This window comes from Thalassospira sp. MBR-102 (assembly GCF_040549275.1).
GTDB classification, from domain to species: Bacteria; Pseudomonadota; Alphaproteobacteria; order Rhodospirillales; family Thalassospiraceae; genus Thalassospira; species Thalassospira xiamenensis.
Genome location: NZ_JBEPTC010000013.1, coordinates 65785 through 82388 on the forward strand (window position 1 = coordinate 65785; position 16604 = coordinate 82388).

Annotated in this window: 16 protein-coding genes; 5 read left to right on the forward strand and 11 right to left on the reverse strand. The window is 56.2% G+C overall.

The window, feature by feature from the left end; genetic code table 11:
• Positions 1-9: 9 nt before the first annotated feature.
• The 8 genes from ABIE64_RS18875 to ABIE64_RS18910 all read right to left on the reverse strand — a co-directional run bounded on the left by ABIE64_RS18875 (position 10) and on the right by ABIE64_RS18910 (position 7616).
• Positions 10-1200: a patatin-like phospholipase family protein gene (locus ABIE64_RS18875; RefSeq protein WP_007090955.1), complete on the reverse strand. Its 1191-nt coding sequence runs from the start codon at positions 1198-1200 to the stop codon at positions 10-12.
• Between the two features lie 646 nt (positions 1201-1846).
• Positions 1847-2311, reverse strand: coding sequence for a cache domain-containing protein (locus ABIE64_RS18880; RefSeq protein ID WP_354378247.1), 465 nt, complete (start codon positions 2309-2311; stop codon positions 1847-1849).
• 48 nt (positions 2312-2359) lie between these two features.
• A complete protein-coding gene (locus ABIE64_RS18885; protein WP_354378248.1) occupies positions 2360-4060 on the reverse strand; it encodes a methyl-accepting chemotaxis protein in 1701 nt (566 codons plus the stop codon).
• Between the two features lie 36 nt (positions 4061-4096).
• Complete coding sequence (locus tag ABIE64_RS18890) at positions 4097-4477, reverse strand: hypothetical protein (protein ID WP_354378249.1); 381 nt, start codon at positions 4475-4477, stop codon at positions 4097-4099.
• A gap of 256 nt (positions 4478-4733) precedes the next feature.
• Positions 4734-5234 (reverse strand): MmcB family DNA repair protein, encoded by a 501-nt coding sequence (locus ABIE64_RS18895; RefSeq protein ID WP_354378250.1) that lies wholly within the window; start codon positions 5232-5234, stop codon positions 4734-4736.
• Positions 5235-5262: 28 nt separating this feature from the next.
• Positions 5263-5508, reverse strand: coding sequence for a DUF2312 domain-containing protein (locus ABIE64_RS18900; RefSeq protein WP_007090950.1), 246 nt, complete (start codon positions 5506-5508; stop codon positions 5263-5265).
• A gap of 136 nt (positions 5509-5644) precedes the next feature.
• Entirely contained in the window at positions 5645-6814 is a 1170-nt protein-coding gene (locus tag ABIE64_RS18905) for a carboxylate-amine ligase (RefSeq protein ID WP_354378251.1), read from the reverse strand.
• A gap of 1 nt (position 6815) precedes the next feature.
• Positions 6816-7616, reverse strand: a complete 801-nt coding sequence (locus ABIE64_RS18910) for an N-formylglutamate amidohydrolase (RefSeq protein ID WP_341363706.1) — start codon at positions 7614-7616, stop codon at positions 6816-6818.
• 239 nt (positions 7617-7855) lie between these two features.
• Here ABIE64_RS18910 and ABIE64_RS18915 point away from each other — a divergent pair, with 239 nt between their 5' ends.
• Entirely contained in the window at positions 7856-8605 is a 750-nt protein-coding gene (locus ABIE64_RS18915; protein WP_007090947.1) for a FadR/GntR family transcriptional regulator, read from the forward strand.
• A 61-nt stretch (positions 8606-8666) separates the two neighbouring features.
• The gene (locus ABIE64_RS18920) at positions 8667-9929 is read left to right on the forward strand and encodes a glycerate kinase type-2 family protein (RefSeq protein WP_354378252.1); all 1263 of its coding nucleotides are present in this window, start codon (positions 8667-8669) and stop codon (positions 9927-9929) included.
• A 6-nt stretch (positions 9930-9935) separates the two neighbouring features.
• On the opposite strand, the gene otnI is transcribed toward ABIE64_RS18920, so the two are convergent.
• Together otnI and gcvA are read right to left on the reverse strand one after the other, a co-directional pair.
• Positions 9936-10721 carry a 2-oxo-tetronate isomerase gene (gene otnI / locus ABIE64_RS18925; protein WP_354378253.1) on the reverse strand — a complete coding sequence of 262 codons (786 nt, stop codon included), beginning with the start codon at positions 10719-10721 and terminating at the stop codon, positions 9936-9938.
• A gap of 96 nt (positions 10722-10817) precedes the next feature.
• On the reverse strand, positions 10818-11708 hold the full coding sequence (gene gcvA / locus ABIE64_RS18930) for a transcriptional regulator GcvA (protein ID WP_007090943.1): 891 nt from the start codon (positions 11706-11708) through the stop codon (positions 10818-10820).
• Between the two features lie 140 nt (positions 11709-11848).
• Here gcvA and ABIE64_RS18935 point away from each other — a divergent pair, with 140 nt between their 5' ends.
• On the forward strand, positions 11849-12550 hold the full coding sequence (locus ABIE64_RS18935) for an FMN-dependent NADH-azoreductase (protein ID WP_354378254.1): 702 nt from the start codon (positions 11849-11851) through the stop codon (positions 12548-12550).
• Between the two features lie 38 nt (positions 12551-12588).
• Here the strand turns inward: ABIE64_RS18935 and ABIE64_RS18940 are convergent, their stop codons facing one another.
• The gene (locus tag ABIE64_RS18940; protein ID WP_247643523.1) at positions 12589-13911 is read right to left on the reverse strand and encodes an NAD(P)/FAD-dependent oxidoreductase; all 1323 of its coding nucleotides are present in this window, start codon (positions 13909-13911) and stop codon (positions 12589-12591) included.
• A 200-nt stretch (positions 13912-14111) separates the two neighbouring features.
• Between ABIE64_RS18940 and ABIE64_RS18945 the strand changes: the two genes are divergently transcribed.
• Positions 14112-14540, forward strand: coding sequence for an HIT domain-containing protein (locus tag ABIE64_RS18945; protein ID WP_037990888.1), 429 nt, complete (start codon positions 14112-14114; stop codon positions 14538-14540).
• Positions 14541-14632: 92 nt separating this feature from the next.
• Positions 14633-15988, forward strand: a complete 1356-nt coding sequence (gene hemN, locus ABIE64_RS18950; protein ID WP_354378255.1) for an oxygen-independent coproporphyrinogen III oxidase — start codon at positions 14633-14635, stop codon at positions 15986-15988.
• The last annotated feature ends 616 nt before the right edge of the window (positions 15989-16604 follow it).

Sequence of the window (16604 nt, forward strand, 5' to 3'; positions counted from 1 at the left end):
TGATGTTACTTACGCCAGTCTTGGCCGTGGCCCGCCAAACGGGAAATGCAGATCGGGCAGAACCCGTGCCGCACGACGGCGCAGATCACGCACCGGATGTTCGCGAAGCTGTCGGCTGCGGTAACTGGCGATCATGTCATCGGTCGCCTGATAACCGTCATCAATCCCGCGATCAAGGTTCTCCCACGTCCAGTCGTAATTGATATGGGGTGAAACCGGGATTTCGATGATGTCGATCTTTCGCCCGCTTTCGGCGACTTCACGCTTGAAGGCCTTGACGGCATCCTCGCTTGCCGATGCGGCAAACAGCATGATCAGGTTATTCAGCGCGTCATAAAGATTTTCCGGCTGACGCACCTGCTTAAGGTCCAGAATACGGCTGACCCAGACTTCCTCGACATCGGGATGATGATGCAGGAAATCAAAGAAATTGACCGTATCAACCGTCGCCCCCTCGCAATAGGTATCGCCGTTTATTTCAACCGGTTCCTCGATAAACGGCAGGGCCGAACAGGCACAAAGCGTTTGCGCATTCATTTGCGGCAGATTGTAATGATCGGGCTTGTTGGTAAACAGCTCCAGCCGCTGCTGTGTCAGGTTATAGGCATTATGGAAAAGTGCTGGTTTATCGGGCTGATACAACCGGTCAAAATCAAGCCGATCCAGGAACATGCTGTCTGGCGAATAGATTTTCGCCAATCCCTTGGTCTTGGTCTGATACATCGCGCCCACCATAAAGCGCGACAGCGGATTGACCGCCAGAATACCATTCAACAGCACATCGTTAAGGTTATGGGGCGTCCAGTATTTCGGATTGCCCATGAAATGGCGGACATGCTCGGCGGCTTCGGCCATCGCTTCTGGCACGATCAGCCCCTGATAACTGTCCGGGTTAAAGAAATAGGAAAGCCGGTTGGCGAAATCGGAAAAGAAATCCGGCGCAAAGGCCGATGCAATCGGAAAGCGGTCATAAACGCTTGCCGGGCGGAATATCTTGCGGAAAAACCCGATGGTCTGATCAAGTTCCTGTCCCTCGTCCGCCTGATGCCAGGCCACAGATAACCACGCACCGATGCAGGCAGAAGACCAGATATCGAACGTGATATCGGGTTCCTGCTGAAGTCGTTTCAGAACCCCGATACTGAGCCCGACGGCAGGTCCCCCGCCGGACAAAAAGATTGCCCGTTTGACTTTTCTCACAGCTATCTCCCACTCATTTGCCGTTAAACGGCTGAACACCCGAACGCTGCGTTGGAATAACGCCGCAGTTGCCAGCGCTTCCACCCAGGAGATATCGGCCCGTCTTGCGCGGGCCTACGAAGCTAGGGTCAGGTCCCATTAATTTGATTGGAATGGCAGGTGTTAGATTTGCGAAATCCAAGGAAAAGCCCGCAGTGCGGGTCGGCATCCCGGACAAGGGATTTGACGTCGGAGTTCGCAAATATAACACCTGTCCTTCGGATCAATCAGATTTGCACGGGCTACTTTGTCGCAAAGCCTTAAAAGATATATATCTTCCTGCGGCTTTGCTTCGCGTATCCGCACAAATCTGATTGACCATTTCAACCAAATTAATGGGTCCTTACCCTACAAGCATTATAACCTATTCAATATTTAAGATAATTTACCATTCGACATCAAACTTATGAAAGTTTGGAACAAATATAGACCATCGAATAGTGTGAAATCGCAAATGACTATACCAGTAAAATTCTTCGTAACTTTTATTTCACTATTGATGTGACGGTCGTCACAGGCAGAAATATACTTCCATGATCGCCAATATCATAAATAAAGAAGGCCGCCACTTGGGCGACCTTCTGTAATTCCACGATTCGGCAACCCGTTATTCGTAATAACCGACCATAAAGATTTTGCCGTCATGCGGCTTTACCCAGGTTTTCTTTTCGGCAAGTTTCTTGGTTTCCGGGTGGGTCCAGGTATAGTTGGACCAGCCACCATCCGGGTTCGTCTTGCCGGTTTCCACCATGTCGCGAATGATGAAATTGCTGTTCACATCCTGAAGATCCCAGATTTTCGGATTATTGATCAGCTTCGGATTGATCGCATGCGTCAGGAACGTGCCCTTTTCACCATCGGCGACAATCACATAATATTCGTCAAAAACATATTCGCCGTCCTTGTCGTTGAAGGTGGCAAAGGACTGATCCTGGCCAACTTCGTCATAAAGTGCGATGGCCTTATCGACCAGTTCCTGTGCGGTTGCCGCCTTGTCCTGGGCCTGTGCAAGGCCGGTGGTCAGGCAAAGTGCGGTCACGGCAGAAACAAAAAGACGCATAAATGTTGTCATCAGGTAATCCCCTTTGATGAACCTGTTGGAAGAAAAATGGAAAATGGATCAGACCGCCCGCAAACGGGCGACAAGCCCGTCCACAGATGAACTCAAACCGGTCATCTGGCGGCCAAGCTCGCCGGTTGCCTGCCCGACGGAATCCGCGGACTCGCGGGTGGCACGGGCAATTTCACGTACATCGCCAATCCCGCCTGATACGGTTTCGGCATACCCGGCGGCCTCCGAAATGCTGTTGCTGATCTGGCCGGTGGCCGTCCCCTGCTCCAGCACCGCATCGGCGATGGCTTTAAGGATACCGTTGACGTCATTGACACTGGCAACAATCGTCTGGATCGCCTCGACCGCAAGAACGGTTTCCGTGCGGACATTGGCGATTTCGGTCGCAATCTCCTCGGTCGAACGTGCCGTCTGACTGGCAAGGTTCTTGACCTCGTTGGCCACAACCGCAAAGCCCTTTCCGGCATCCCCGGCACGGGCCGATTCAATCGTCGCGTTAAGGGCCAGAAGGTTGGTCTGTTCGGCAATATTGCCGATCAGTGCCGCCACATCCTCGATCCGGACACTGGCTTCTTCAAGCTTGCGGATTTTGGCATCCGCATCCAGTGCCTGCTCGCTTGCGGCCTGTGCGCGGCGGCTGCTTTCCTGGATTTCATTACTGATCTGGGAAATCGCGGCCGCAAGGCTGTTGGCGGCCTCTGAAATCTCGCCCATATTGCGGCTGGATTTGCCCGACGCATCATAGGCATTCTCGCTTTGCTGATCGGTGCGTTCGGCATTGGTCAGCATCGCACTGGCCGATGCGCCGATTTCCTCGATTGCGGCACTGACCGCAGTTGCCGTTCCCTTGACCGATGTTTCGATCTCGGCGGCAAGTTCCTGCATGATCCGGCGTTTTTCCTCGGCCGCCTTGGCTTCGTCCTCTATGCGTTTGCGCTCGGCTTCCTGCAAACTTTCGGCATTCTGGCGGAACACTTCAACCGCCCCTGCCATGCTGCCCATTTCATCGGTCCGCCCGGTAAAGGGCACATCGATATCGGCCCTTCCATCGGCAAGTTCGCGCATCACCGCCGTCAACCGTTTGACCGGTACGCCGATCACGCGCGTGATGGCAAAACTGATCAACACCATCGCAAGGACGGCAACAACCGATGCAATGATTGTCTGATTCTGGGCTGCCATGCCGGCTGCCATCGCATCCGAACTGGCAACATCCATGCGGTTTTCCGCCGTTTCACGAAGCTCGGCCAATGTCGCCATCAGGCTTTCGTAATCCGACTGTGCTGACCACGAAAAACTCAGCGCCCCGGTATACTCGATATCAAGCATCCCCAGAACCTGGTCGATCTTGGCAAGGTAACCTTCGTAAAGCTTGGCCGCGCCTTCCGCGATTTCGCGTTCCGGCCCCTGCATGTTCCGATCACCCAGCATCTGGGTAAACGCATCGCGGGCCGCCGTAATCTGCGACTGCAATTCCGCATTCACGCTGCTCATGCGGTCTTCGTCAACGCCTGCGGCCGACCATGACAGCAGACGATAGACCGTCTGATGAACCTTTGTGACATTGCGGTCGATATTGCTGATGTCGCGGACCTCCGGATAGGCCTCCGAAACGGCAAATTCCAGACCGTTGCTAAGTGATACAATCGCGCGTCCCCCGATGACGCCCACAATGGCAATGGCGATAACCCCGATCAGCGGCAGAACCGCCAACTTGGTACCGATATTCAGATTGACGAAAGTTTTCATTCTGTAACGTTCTAACCAATTGTAACTACAAGGATATCAGGCTGCTGCCCCAACAGCTTCCCGGAAGGTGGTGACTATGGCGTCACCCTTGTTTTTGCGATGTCCCTTAACCACGTCATTGGCGACACAGCGATCATCCGCCCGCACCATTTCGCAGGCTGCGAAATACGTGCGCGGCAAATGCCGACCGTTTGTTTTTATTGAAAATGTGGTGATGTGCCGGGCATGGCCGGGCACGGATATATGTGCAGCCCCGCGCCGGATAAGCTTCGGACCGGCATACCGGATATGACGCCCCCGCGTCCCGATGCCGTCCCCCGATACAAGCCCGTGGCCTGCTAACGCTTTCGCAGCCCGTCCCATCCCCGCCATCGTACCCCCACGATCCGACAGGCGCGCAAAAATGCACCCCGTCATACAGGTTTCCGCGGCATGAACCGATCTTGATCGTTTCCAGGGATATTTTCTTCTATCACCTGACCGCGCGGCAGAGTGTAGTCAGCGACCACTAGCACAACCAAGTGACATGTTTGTTAGGATATTAGTTCAAAAATGAGACAAGAAATACTACCCTAAGGTATCCGTTTCCTATCGGGGTATCGTATAAGTATTACATAACAAAGACTTATACATTCACAGATTTATACTGTTTTCTAATTTAGCCATTTATAATTTAAAGCACGAAGATTTCACTGTCCGCCCCCGGAGTCATCCGGCCTGCTGCCGTCCTTCCGAATGAAATCAGTAATTTCTTTCTTCGCGCTGCCGACAGTTTCCGGTCCGGCTCAGGTGCCGCGCGCACAATGGCCGCTTCAAACCGGTCGGCAACGATCAACCCGACATCAACCGGGATCAGGTCGCGCGGGAATTCCATCGTCACGGCAAAGAAAAACCTGTCGCAATAATCAAGATAGCTTTCCCACTTCTGATCAACGCGAAAATCCTCGACCGACGATTTGACCTCAATCGCCCAAAGATCCCCCTTTTCGCCAAGGGCCAGCACATCAAGCCTCCGCCCGTTACCAAGCCTAAGTTCGGTCAGGCATGCCATGCGGTGATGATACAAAAGACGGCAAACGCCTTCTGTGACTTCGCTTGTGATTTGGGGGCGGGTCCGGTCATTCATTGCCACAGGATACAAAAACCAAAGCCCGCTCGAAAGCGGGCTTTGCATCTTGGCGCGACACTCCTGACACAGCAGATCAGCTCATGCCAAGCGCACGTTTGTAAACCTCAAGGATTTCTTCCTGTTCGGTGCGTTCGTGGTCTTCCATTTTGCGCAGACGGATAATCTGGCGCAGGATTTTCACGTCATAACCAAGCGCCTTGGCTTCACCGTAAACTTCCTTGATATCGGCCATCAGGTTGGCCTTTTCTTCTTCAAGGCGTTCGATACGTTCGACATAGCTCGCAAGCTGATCGGCTGCGATTCCACCGACTTCGGTCATTCCTGATATTCTCCGATCATGATTGCGCAGCGGAAACCGGTGCGCTGAATTTTAATGCGGCGCGACGATACTCAATGCGCTTTGCCATGACAAGACCCGTTCGCCCGGCAACTTCCAAACGGCTTCCAAACGGCTGTCAGACCGCCGATTTTTCGCCTGGCACCGTATGCGCAATCAGGTGATCGGCCACCGCAAGCAACGCATCGCGCGGGCTTGCCCCCTTTTTCACCGCATCGGTGTAAATCTCGCGCTGGCGGCGTGCGCTTGTGCCGCGTGCAATAATGGTGCGCGCATGTTCGACTTCCGCGACACAGCCGAAATGTTCGGCATCCGGGCGGATCAGTTCGATGATTTCCTCAAGCAGATCGGCATAGGGCACGATCTCCGCCCGGCCAAAATCGATCAGCCCGGTCTTGTCCCCGGCGTCGCTTCCATACCGGCACGCCCGCCAACGGTTTTCACGCACCAGCATGTTGGAATAAATCCGCCAACGCTGGTTATTGCGCCGCAAACGATACAGCATCCGCATCAGGCATCGCGTGATCGACGCCACACAGATCGCGTCTTCCAGATCGGTACAGACATCGGCAATCCGCATCTCAAGCGTCGGCCAACGGTCACTGGGGCGCAAATCCCACCAAAGCTTGGTGCCATCCTCGATCACCCCGGCCTGGATCAACATATCGACATGGCGGCGATATTCCGCCCATGATCCGAACACTTCGGGCAATCCGGTACGCGGCAAATTATCAAACACCGAAAGACGGAAGGTCTGAAGCCCGGTATCACGCCCCCGCCAGAATGGCGAACTGGTGGTCAGTGCCAGAAGATGCGGCAGAAAATAACTCGCCTGCGCCATCAGCTCGATCCGCAGGTCATCATCCTCGATCCCGACATGCACATGCATGCCACAAATCAGAAGCCGGTCAACAACCGTGCGAAGGTCACGCGCAATCGTGCTGTAACGCTCGCCCTCGGTGTGTTTCTGGCTGTCCCATTGCGCAAACGGATGGGTCGATGCCGCCAGCAACGCCATGTCATAACGTGCGGCAATATCGGCAACCGTGCTGCGCATATGCGTCAGTTGGTCGCGGGCCTCGGCTGCACTATTGCAAACCTTGGTGCCGGTTTCGACCTGGCAGCGCATGAATTCGCTTGATACCTGATCGCCCAGCGCATCCTTGCAGTCTTTCAGAAAATCCGCTGCCGGGTCCGTCGCCAGATCGCGACTTTCGCGGTCCACCAGCCAGAATTCTTCCTCGATCCCGATGGAAAAGCCCGGTTCGCGCGAATGGGACACCGCCAAATCAGTCTCTCCTGATTTTATAAAGGTTCGGGTCGGCCAGGATGTCGACAAACGCATCGCCAAGGATTTTGGCCCATTTTTCACATCCCGCATCAGTATCAATCAGATCCTGCCGGATTTCAATCGACACACAGGGCAATCCACCGGCTTCGCCGTGATGATCGATGGTGTAATCGGCCATATGCTGCCCGGAATAGGGTTCGTTATCACCAATCGTCAAATCGGGATTCTGTTCGCGAAGCTTTGCCAGCAACGGTACGGGAATACGATCATCGCGATCCCAAAGAATGCCGATTTCCCACGGCCGCTCAAACCCTTGGAAAACCGGGGTAAAACTGTGAATGGCGATCAGGGCCGGAACGATTTTATGGGCATGGAAATTGGCAATCCGTTCTTCGATGGCACCGTGATAGGGCAGGAAAATCTCGCGGATGCGTTTCATATGCTCCGTCGGTGAAACGTTTTTATTGCCCGGCACGACGGTCTGATCGGCGATTTCGGGCATTCCGGTCGGGTCCCAAAGCTGCCGGTTGCAATCGATCACCAGCCGCGAAAACCCGCCCAGAACCGCCGGGCAATCAAACCGCTCCACCAGAATTTCGGTCACCTTGCGCGCGCCGATATCCCAACCGATATGGCGTTTGCGTTCTTCTTCCGGCAGGCCCAGCGTACCAAGGCTTTTGGGGATTTCGCGCGACGCATGGTCACAGACAAAAAGCGAATGCCCCTTGCCGTTCTCGTTCAAAACCTCAAACGGTGCTGGATCATCATGGCCCAGCAGCGACCCGGTATGGTGGCTCACGCGAATTCTCCTGAAATTGGGGCAGCTTGAAATTTTCGGGTCCAAAACCGGCACAGACCGGCAATCGGACCCCGTTGAACTATCAATTTATTGCAGGACTGACAAGCTCGCCCGCACGCCCCCTTTACAACAGTTCAACGGACACTTTGCAGCAACGCAAAACATCCCGTAAAGTGGTATGACCAATAAAACGAAACGCATTGTCGGCTGGTCTCGGTCGCTGCTGGAGTGTTCAAAACATGCCGCCTGTCAAACCTGCACAATCTTCCGACACGGTTGATGCCAACCGGCCCAAAAGGATTGCCGATCAGGTTGCCGACAAGCTTCTCGACATGATCACTGCGGGCATGTTCCTGCCCGGGGACCGTCTGCCGGGCGAACGACAGCTTGCCGAAGACATGAAAGTCAGCCGCGTTTCGGTCCGTGCCGCCCTGCAAAAGCTTAAAACCCGTGGTTACCTTCGCGCGGTTCAGGGCGGCGGCACCGAAGTCCTGTCATCCACCGGGGTCGAAATGGACACCGCGATGACCGATCTTGTCCGGGATTCGCTTAACAACCTCCGTGACCTGCAGGAAATCCGCTGCACGCTGGAAACATGGGCCGCACGGCGGGCTGCCATCAATGCCAGTGACGAGGATATCGAACTGCTGCGCATCGCCTACCGGCAGGCCCACGATCCACGTCGCGCGCCGAAATACCGTGCCGATGATGACCATCGCCTGCATATGATGATCGGCCGCGCCAGCGGATCAATCATCTATTACCACGTCATGAAAATGCTTCACGATGTACTGCAGGCCGCCCTGACCGAAATCCGCTTTAACAATCTGTCCGGCCCATCCTTTGACCGGATGGTGCAGGAACATCATTATGCGATTGTCGAAGCCATCGCCGCCCGTGACCCGGACGCCTCGGAAAAAGCCATGTCCGAACATTTACAGGCGGTCATCGAATATTTCAAACTGGCCGCAGTGAACAAACCGAACTGAGCCGCAAATACAAAGACAATTACAAGAACGATAAAAATACGACCAATCAGGGAAACCAGACATGACGACATCGCGCGACACGCTTTTGCAGTTGATGGATGCCGCCCTAAAGGCCGCCGATCCTGCGGTCCAGATTCCGCGCAACCTGCCGTCAAAGCCCAAGGGCAAAACCATCGTCATCGGTGCGGGCAAGGCATCGGCCAATATGGCGCGCGCCTTTGAACAGGCATGGGATGGCGATATTTCCGGTCTGGTCGTCACCCGCTACGGTCATGCCGTCCCGTGCGACAAAATCGAAATTGTCGAAGCCTCCCACCCGGTCCCCGATGCCGCTGGGCAAAAGGCCGCCCAGCGCATTCTTGATATCGTCAAATCCGTTGGTCCCGATGATCTGGTGGTCTGCATGATTTCGGGCGGCGGATCGGCCCTGCTGGCCCTGCCCGGTCCGGGTCTGACACTCGAAGACAAACAGGCGATCAGCAAATCCCTGCTTCATAGCGGCGCAACCATTTCCGAAATGAACTGTGTGCGCAAACACCTGTCCGCGATCAAGGGCGGCAGGCTTGCCGCCGCCTGTGCGCCTGCGCGCATGGTCACCTATCTGGTCTCCGATGTACCGGGCGACGATCCGGCAATCATCGCATCCGGTCCCACGGTTGCCGATCCGACAACCGGGCAGGATGCGCTTGATATCATCCGCCGTTACCGGATCGAAATCCCGCTTGCCGCGACCGAACTTTTGAATAACGACATCCATGAAACCGTCAAACCGGGCGACAGATGCTTTGACGGGCATGAAGTGATCATGCTGTCACGCCCGCAGGATAGTCTGGAGGCCGCGGCCAAAGTCGCCCGTGACCTTGGCATCAATCCGGTCATTCTGGGCGACGCCATCGAAGGCGAAGCACGCGAGGTCGCCATCGTCCATGCCGGGATCGCCCATCAGGTCGCCAATCACGGCCAACCCGCCGCCAGACCCTGTGTGCTGTTATCAGGTGGTGAAACAACCGTCACGGTCCGCGCCAAGGGCGGCCGTGGTGGCCGCAACAGCGAATTTCTGCTCTCCCTCCTGATCCAGTTCCGCGATCATGCCGGGTTCAGCGCGCTTGCGATTGATACCGACGGCATCGATGGCAGCGAAGATAACGCCGGTGCCATCATCGACCCGACAAGCTGGCAAAAGGCGATTTCGGCAGGCGTCGATCTGCGGGAATATCTGGCCAATAACGACGCCTATAGCGCATTTGCCAAAATCGACGATCTCCTGATCACCGGCCCGACCCTGACCAACGTAAACGACTTCCGCGCCATCCTGATTGAATAACCCTGATCAGGGTTTCGGCATCCACGGGCGTATCCACTCCAGCCCCGCCACAGTATCGCCATGCGGCTTGTATTCGCAGCCGATCCAGCCGTCATACCCGACCCGATCCAGCATATAAAACAGGAACGGATAATTAAGCTCGCCGCTATCGGGTTCACGGCGGCCCGGCACACCGGCAATCTGGATATGGGCGGTTTTGTCCAGATGCCTGTCCAGACGCGCGGCGATATTCCCGCCGACAATCTGCGCATGATAAATATCGAATTGCAGCGCCAGATGGGGATGATCAAGCTGATCAAGGATCACGGCGGCCTGTTCGACCGAATTTAACAAATATCCCGGCATATCAAGCGGATTGATCGGCTCGATCAGGATTTTGACCCCGGCCTGTTCGGCCAGATCGGCGGCATAAAGCAGATTGTCGCAATAAAGCCGCGCCAGTTCCCCGGCATCTTCGCCCTTGCCCATCACACCCGCCATGCAATGCACCATCCTGCATCCGGTCGCGGCTGCGTAATCAAGCGCCTTGACCACGGAATCGCGAAACGCATCCTCGCGCCCCGGCCGGCAGGCAAGCCCGCGTTCGCCCTTTTCCCAATCGCCGGTCGGCATGTTGAACAAAACCTGTTCAAGGCCATTATCGCTCAGCAGCGATTTGACGCTGGCCATCGGCATGTCATAGGCGCCGACATATTCGACCCCGCCAAACCCGGCCGCCGCCGCCGCGGCAAACCGTTTTTCAAACGGCAGATCGGCAAACAGGAATGAAAGATTGGCACTAAAACGGGGCATCGGGCACCTGCTTGGGGGATGATTTCGGAATATCATGGTTTCGCATCGCCGCCGCCGCGTCAATGCCAAAGCAGGACGGCACCCCGGACACCTTCATCACACGGCACCATCTTTGGCAATTTCGTCCGCCAGCCACGCACCGAATGCCTCGATTTCCTTGATGTTCGCACTCCTGCCGGTATGGATCAGGTGATAATGATGCCCTTCCATCACCGGGCCGAATGGCTGCACCAGAAGCCCTGCGGCGATTTCCGAGCGCACCATTTCCGAACTGGCCAGAACAACACCCTGCCCCGCAATCGCGGCCTGAATGGCATGGGTATCGTCACTGAAACTAAGCCCGCTTGATAAATCGACATCATCCAACCCGGCCCGCTTGCACCACCGCGCCCAGGTCGGCGTTGCCTCGTCCGGGCGCAACCATTCCAGATGCAAAAAGGTCTGCCCGCGCAGGTCGTTGGGCTGTCGGATGTTTAACATCGGGCTGCAAACCGGCGCGAACCGGTCGGCAAACAGGGTTTGCACCACCATCCCCGGAAATGGCCCCCTGCCATATCGCACCGCCGCATCGGCCATCCCCGAATGAAGGTCAACCGTCTCAGCCGATGTATGCAGCCGCAAATGAATATCGGGATGTGCTGTCTGAAAACCGCCAAGGCGCGGCAACAGCCATTTGGCGGCAAACGATGCCAGCACCGATACCGTCAGCCCGCGTTGGGGTTTGCGCGCCTTGACCCGGTCAATCGCCACGGCAAAACCGGCAAAGCCGTCGCGCAACGTCGGATAAAGTTCCTGCCCGGCGGCGGTCAGTGTCACCTGCCTTGGCTTGCGATCGAACAACCGCACACCAAGCGTTTCTTCAAGCAATCGCACCTGATGGCTGATCGCGGTTGGCGTCACGGCAAGTTCGGACGCCGCCCGCTTGAAACTAAGGTGTCGGGCGGCGGCCTCAAAAGCACGCAGCGTCGCAAGCGGGGGCAAGGACATATGGATGAACTCAATTCATCTATTGGCTGAGATATTCGATTTTGATCAAAACCTGTATCCAAGTCAAATATGGGGCAACGCAAATCGAAACAGATGAACACAGATTATCACAGATCATCATTAACGATCAAAGGTGCCCCATGACAACCATCCTTCATATCGACAGCAGCGCCCGCCCCGGCCGATCCGACACCCGCGCCCACGGCTCCCACTCGCGCCGCCTTACCGCCAAATTCATCGAACAATGGCGCGCCACCCGCCCGGATGACGAAATCATCTATCGCGATGTCGGCGCCAATCCGCCCAGCCCGGTAACCGGTGACTGGGTTCACGCCGCCTTCACCAAACCCGATCAGCGCGAAGACTGGATGCATCAGGTTCTGGCCGAAAGCGACGAACTGCTTGCCGAATTGCTGCGTGCCGATGTGATTGTTGCCGGGGTGCCGATGTATAATTTCGGCATGCCTGCCCAGATGAAGGCATGGATCGAAAATATCGTCCGCGTCGGCGTCACCTTCGGCTTTGACCGGTCGCGTGATGGCGTCCCCTACTGGCCGATGCTGACCGGTGGCAAATCACTGGTGGTTTTATCCTCGCGCGGCGATTTCGGATATGATCCGGGCGGACGTGTCGCCCATCTTAACCATGTCGAAGGCGGCGTCTTTGCCCCGCTGGAATATATCGGCATCACCGATCAACATAGTGCCGCCATCGAATATGACGAATTCGGCGATGAACGCACCCAAAAATCCATCGCCGGTGCCGAGGCAAAGGTTACCGATATCGTCGTGGAATTGCAGGCACGTCATACGCAGGTTTCCGATATCGCCATGACGGCCTGAACAACATGACGGCACCATCACCGGGGGACGAACGCCCCTCATTCTCCCGGTGGTGTTTTTGCCGTTTTTTGTGCCGGTTTTTGCGCTGGACTTATTTGTTCCGATACCTCTCCCGCCATCAATCCGGTGATCAGGCGCGCACCCTTTTTACGAAACAGATAACTCCACACCCACTGCACCATCACAAGGGCGGGCGCGCGCAAACCAATCAGGAAATAGATATGCGCAAGCCCCCAGAACCACCACGCCAGCCAGCCGCGCAGCTTGAACCCGTTCAGGTCAATCACCGCCCGGTGACGGCCAATCGTCGCAAGATTTCCGGCATGACGATAGGCGAATGGCGGTGTTTCACGGCTTGCCATATGATCAAGAATACGCCCGCCAACATACTTGCCCTGCTGCTTGGCTGCTGGCGCAATCCCCGGCACCGTCATGCCATCGCGCCACGGCACATGCGCAGCATCACCAATGACAAAAACATCCTCATATCCCGGCACCGACAGATCGGTATTGACCATCACCCGGCCACCCCGATCACATTCCCGCCCGGTCCAGTCGGCCAGATGATCAACCCGGACACCCGCACCCCAGATCACATTGGCGCTCGGAATGAATTCATCGCCGATCTGCGCACCCATCGCGGTAATGTCTGAAACCTGCTGATTGACCCGGACCTCGACCCCGATTTTTTCAAGGGATTTTCGGGTATATTCCGATAGATCTTCCGGGAATGCGCCCAGCAATCTGGGGCCACCTTCGGCAAGGATGATGCGTGCATCACGCGGGTCAATCCGGCGAAAATCATGGGATAATGCCTGCTTGGCAAGTTCGGCAATCGCCCCGGCCATCTCAACCCCGGTCGGCCCGCCGCCAACCACAACAAAGTTCAGCAACCGACGCCGTTCTTCCGCATCCTCGCTGTTTTCCGCGCGCTCAAACGCCAGAAGCAGGCTTTTGCGGATATCGGTCGCCTCGGTAATGTTTTTAAGGCCCGGTGCTACCATCGCCCAGTGATCATTCCCGAAATAGGATGTCACCGCCCCGGTCGCAATCACCAGATAATCATACGAAAGGTCGCGATCCCCGGCGATGATCCGCTTGCCTGGCAAATCAAGCCCGGTGACCTCGCCCATGAAGACGGAAACATTGGGATAGCGGCTGAAAATACTGCGGATCGGCCAGGCGATTTCGGCCGGTGACAGGTCGGCCGTCGCCACCTGATAAAGCAGCGGCTGAAACAGATGATGATTGCGTTTGTCGATCAGGACAACGTCAACATCATCCTTGCCCGCAAGTTTCCTGGCGGCACTCATGCCGCCGAAACCTGCGCCAACGATTACCACCCGCTTTCTGTCCGCCATGCCGGTCATGCTCCTGTATCGCATTTGTCCGACCCCGGCTCTAGCTACGCACAAACCACGATTATTGCAAGTTATTCAAAAACAACAATTGGATGGACATTTTTGTCCTCTTACCGGAACGCACGACAAGCTGATGCGTTCCGATTATAAGATTTTACATTCATCCGCCCCAAGCCCCCCAAGCCCCAAAAGAGGCCCCCATGATCAACGACTTCGCCCTTCATCCACAACTTGCCGCCGACACCGATCTCGTCACCGATGGCCCGCTGTCCCATGTCCTGTTGATGAATGACGCCCGCTATCCGTGGCTGATCCTTGTGCCAAAACGCGCCAATCTGGTCGATTATGATGATCTGAGCGCGGATGAACGCAAATTGCTGGGTGATGAATGCGCGATTGTTTCTGCAACGCTGAAACGCCGTTTCAACGCCGATAAAACCAATGTCGCGATGCTGGGCAACATGGTCCCGCAACTCCATTGTCATGTCGTGGCCCGGTTCAAAAATGATGCCGCATGGCCCGGCCCGATCTGGGGTGTCGGCAAGGCCGAACCATATGACGAGGAAACCGGCAATGAACGGCTGGCGATCCTGCGGGCTGATCTGATTTCGGCTTTCAAGCATCTGTAATTTCCCGCTTTGCCGCTCCTTGACGCATATCAAGGAAGATGAATTTGGAATAATGCAAAAGACGGACAGAACGAATTTTCGGGATGTCCGTCATGCAACTCGCCCTTTACGAAAAATACGACCTGCGTCTGCCACGCTATACCAGCTATCCGACCGCACCGCATTTCAGTGCGTCGGTAAATGGCAGGGTTTTCGAAAGCTGGCTGGGTGACCTCGATCCCGCACAACCCTTATCGCTTTATCTGCATATTCCGTGGTGCCGGGAAATGTGCTGGTTCTGCGGCTGCAATACCAAAATCACCAAGCAATATGACCCGGTCGGCAATTTTGTTGTCGCCCTTCGGGCTGAAATCGCAAGCCTGCTGTCAAAGCTTGATCCCGCCCATCGTTTCAAGGTGTCGCACATTCATTTTGGCGGCGGCAGCCCGACGGCACTGAAACCCGAAGACCTCCGCGCGATCATGGCCGATCTGACGGACCGCATCGATATCCTTGACGATGCCGAAGTCGCCCTTGAAATGGATCCGCGCACGGCCACACCGGAATTTATCGATGTGATGGCCGATTGCGGTTTTACCCGCGCCAGCATCGGCATTCAGGATTTCAACCCGTTTGTGCAACGTGCGGTCAACCGCGTGCAATCGTTTGAGCTGGTCGAAGATGTCATTGCCCGTCTGCGTGCGCACAAAATTTCGGGCATCAATGTCGATCTGATGTATGGCCTGCCGTTCCAGACCGTGGAAAGCATCATCGAAACCGTTGATCAGACGGTTACGCTCAACCCCGACCGCCTGTCGGTATTCGGTTATGCCCATGTGCCATGGATGAAAAAGCATCAGAACCTGATCCCGACCGAAGCCCTGCCTGACACCGCAGCCCGCTGGGCCCAGTACGAAGCCATCCAGACCCAACTGACCTCGCATGGTTACAGCGCCATCGGCCTTGACCATTTCGCCCGCGATGACGACGCCATGGCCATCGCGCAGAAAAGCGGCCTGTTACATCGTAATTTTCAGGGCTACACCACCGACCGCGCCGAAGCATTGATCGGTTTTGGCCCCTCTGCGATTTCGTCCCTGCCGCACGGCTATGCCCAGAACGACCCGGCCCTTGCTCGCTGGCAACGCGCGGTAGAGGCCGGAAAATGTGCGATTGAAAAGGGTATCGCGATTAGCAACGAAGATCGCATCCGGCGCGACATCATCAACGAACTGATGTGCAACCTGACGGTTGATGTCGCCGCCATCTGCGCCGATCACGGCACATCCGTCGACCGCTTCACATGCGAAATCGACCGGGTCCGCGCCATGACACAGGATGGCATCGTCGAAGTTAACGGCACACACATCCACCTGACCGAAAACGGCCGCCCGCTTGTCCGTGCGGTTTGTGCGGCGTTTGACACCTATCTTGATCACGCCCACGGGCGGCATTCGCAGGCGGTCTAGATGTGGCTGTCAACAGGGCCGGATAACCCGGCCCTCAGACCGCTGACACAGCACTCCCAATCCGATTGTCATTCCCAACCTGATCGGCATTCCCAACCTGACCGTCATTCCCGCGAAGGCGGGAATCCAGCTCTTTCAATGGGGCGCAGATTCCGGGTCTGCGCTCCGCTGCGCCCGGAATGACGATTTGATCAATCGCCAGGCCATTCCTGCCAGCCAACCAGCCCTGCTGCCCTCGACATCACCAAACGCCACCGACCAGGTGGGCTGGACGGACAGGACTGAACCGGATTGCACCAGACCGACCTAGCCCCAGTCCCTGCTGCCCCGAACAAACACCTCGGGCTTTCGATGGACACCACAAACGCACCTCGCCCCGCTGGCAAGCAATCCTGCCCGCCGCTCCGGGCAAACCGATCCAATCCCGCCAAGCCCGTTGCCCCCGGCATTGCCAACCGCCACCAACCGCACCCCGGACGGACCCCGCTGCCCTGAACAAGCACCTACCGCCCTCGGTTGACGCCGCAAACGCACCTCACCCCAAGGGCCACATGTTGCCGCATGGCAGACACACAACTCCCGCCATCGATGACCAGCCTTTCGGCATCGCCAAACG

Excerpts from the sequence above, each read along its gene's own strand:
- ABIE64_RS18945 (WP_037990888.1), top strand. The coding sequence starts at position 14,112 with ATGATCAACGACTTCGCCCTTCATCCACAACTTGCCGCCGACACCGAT.
- ABIE64_RS18890 (WP_354378249.1), bottom strand. The coding sequence starts at position 4,477 with ATGACGGGGTGCATTTTTGCGCGCCTGTCGGATCGTGGGGGTACGATG.
- otnI (WP_354378253.1), bottom strand. The coding sequence starts at position 10,721 with ATGCCCCGTTTTAGTGCCAATCTTTCATTCCTGTTTGCCGATCTGCCG.
- ABIE64_RS18915 (WP_007090947.1), top strand. The coding sequence starts at position 7,856 with ATGCCGCCTGTCAAACCTGCACAATCTTCCGACACGGTTGATGCCAAC.
- ABIE64_RS18940 (WP_247643523.1), bottom strand. The coding sequence starts at position 13,911 with ATGGCGGACAGAAAGCGGGTGGTAATCGTTGGCGCAGGTTTCGGCGGC.
- gcvA (WP_007090943.1), bottom strand. The coding sequence starts at position 11,708 with ATGTCCTTGCCCCCGCTTGCGACGCTGCGTGCTTTTGAGGCCGCCGCC.
- ABIE64_RS18920 (WP_354378252.1), top strand. The coding sequence starts at position 8,667 with ATGACGACATCGCGCGACACGCTTTTGCAGTTGATGGATGCCGCCCTA.
- ABIE64_RS18895 (WP_354378250.1), bottom strand. The coding sequence starts at position 5,234 with ATGCAAAGCCCGCTTTCGAGCGGGCTTTGGTTTTTGTATCCTGTGGCA.
- ABIE64_RS18900 (WP_007090950.1), bottom strand. The coding sequence starts at position 5,508 with ATGACCGAAGTCGGTGGAATCGCAGCCGATCAGCTTGCGAGCTATGTC.
- ABIE64_RS18880 (WP_354378247.1), bottom strand. The coding sequence starts at position 2,311 with ATGACAACATTTATGCGTCTTTTTGTTTCTGCCGTGACCGCACTTTGC.
- ABIE64_RS18885 (WP_354378248.1), bottom strand. The coding sequence starts at position 4,060 with ATGAAAACTTTCGTCAATCTGAATATCGGTACCAAGTTGGCGGTTCTG.
- ABIE64_RS18935 (WP_354378254.1), top strand. The coding sequence starts at position 11,849 with ATGACAACCATCCTTCATATCGACAGCAGCGCCCGCCCCGGCCGATCC.
- hemN (WP_354378255.1), top strand. The coding sequence starts at position 14,633 with ATGCAACTCGCCCTTTACGAAAAATACGACCTGCGTCTGCCACGCTAT.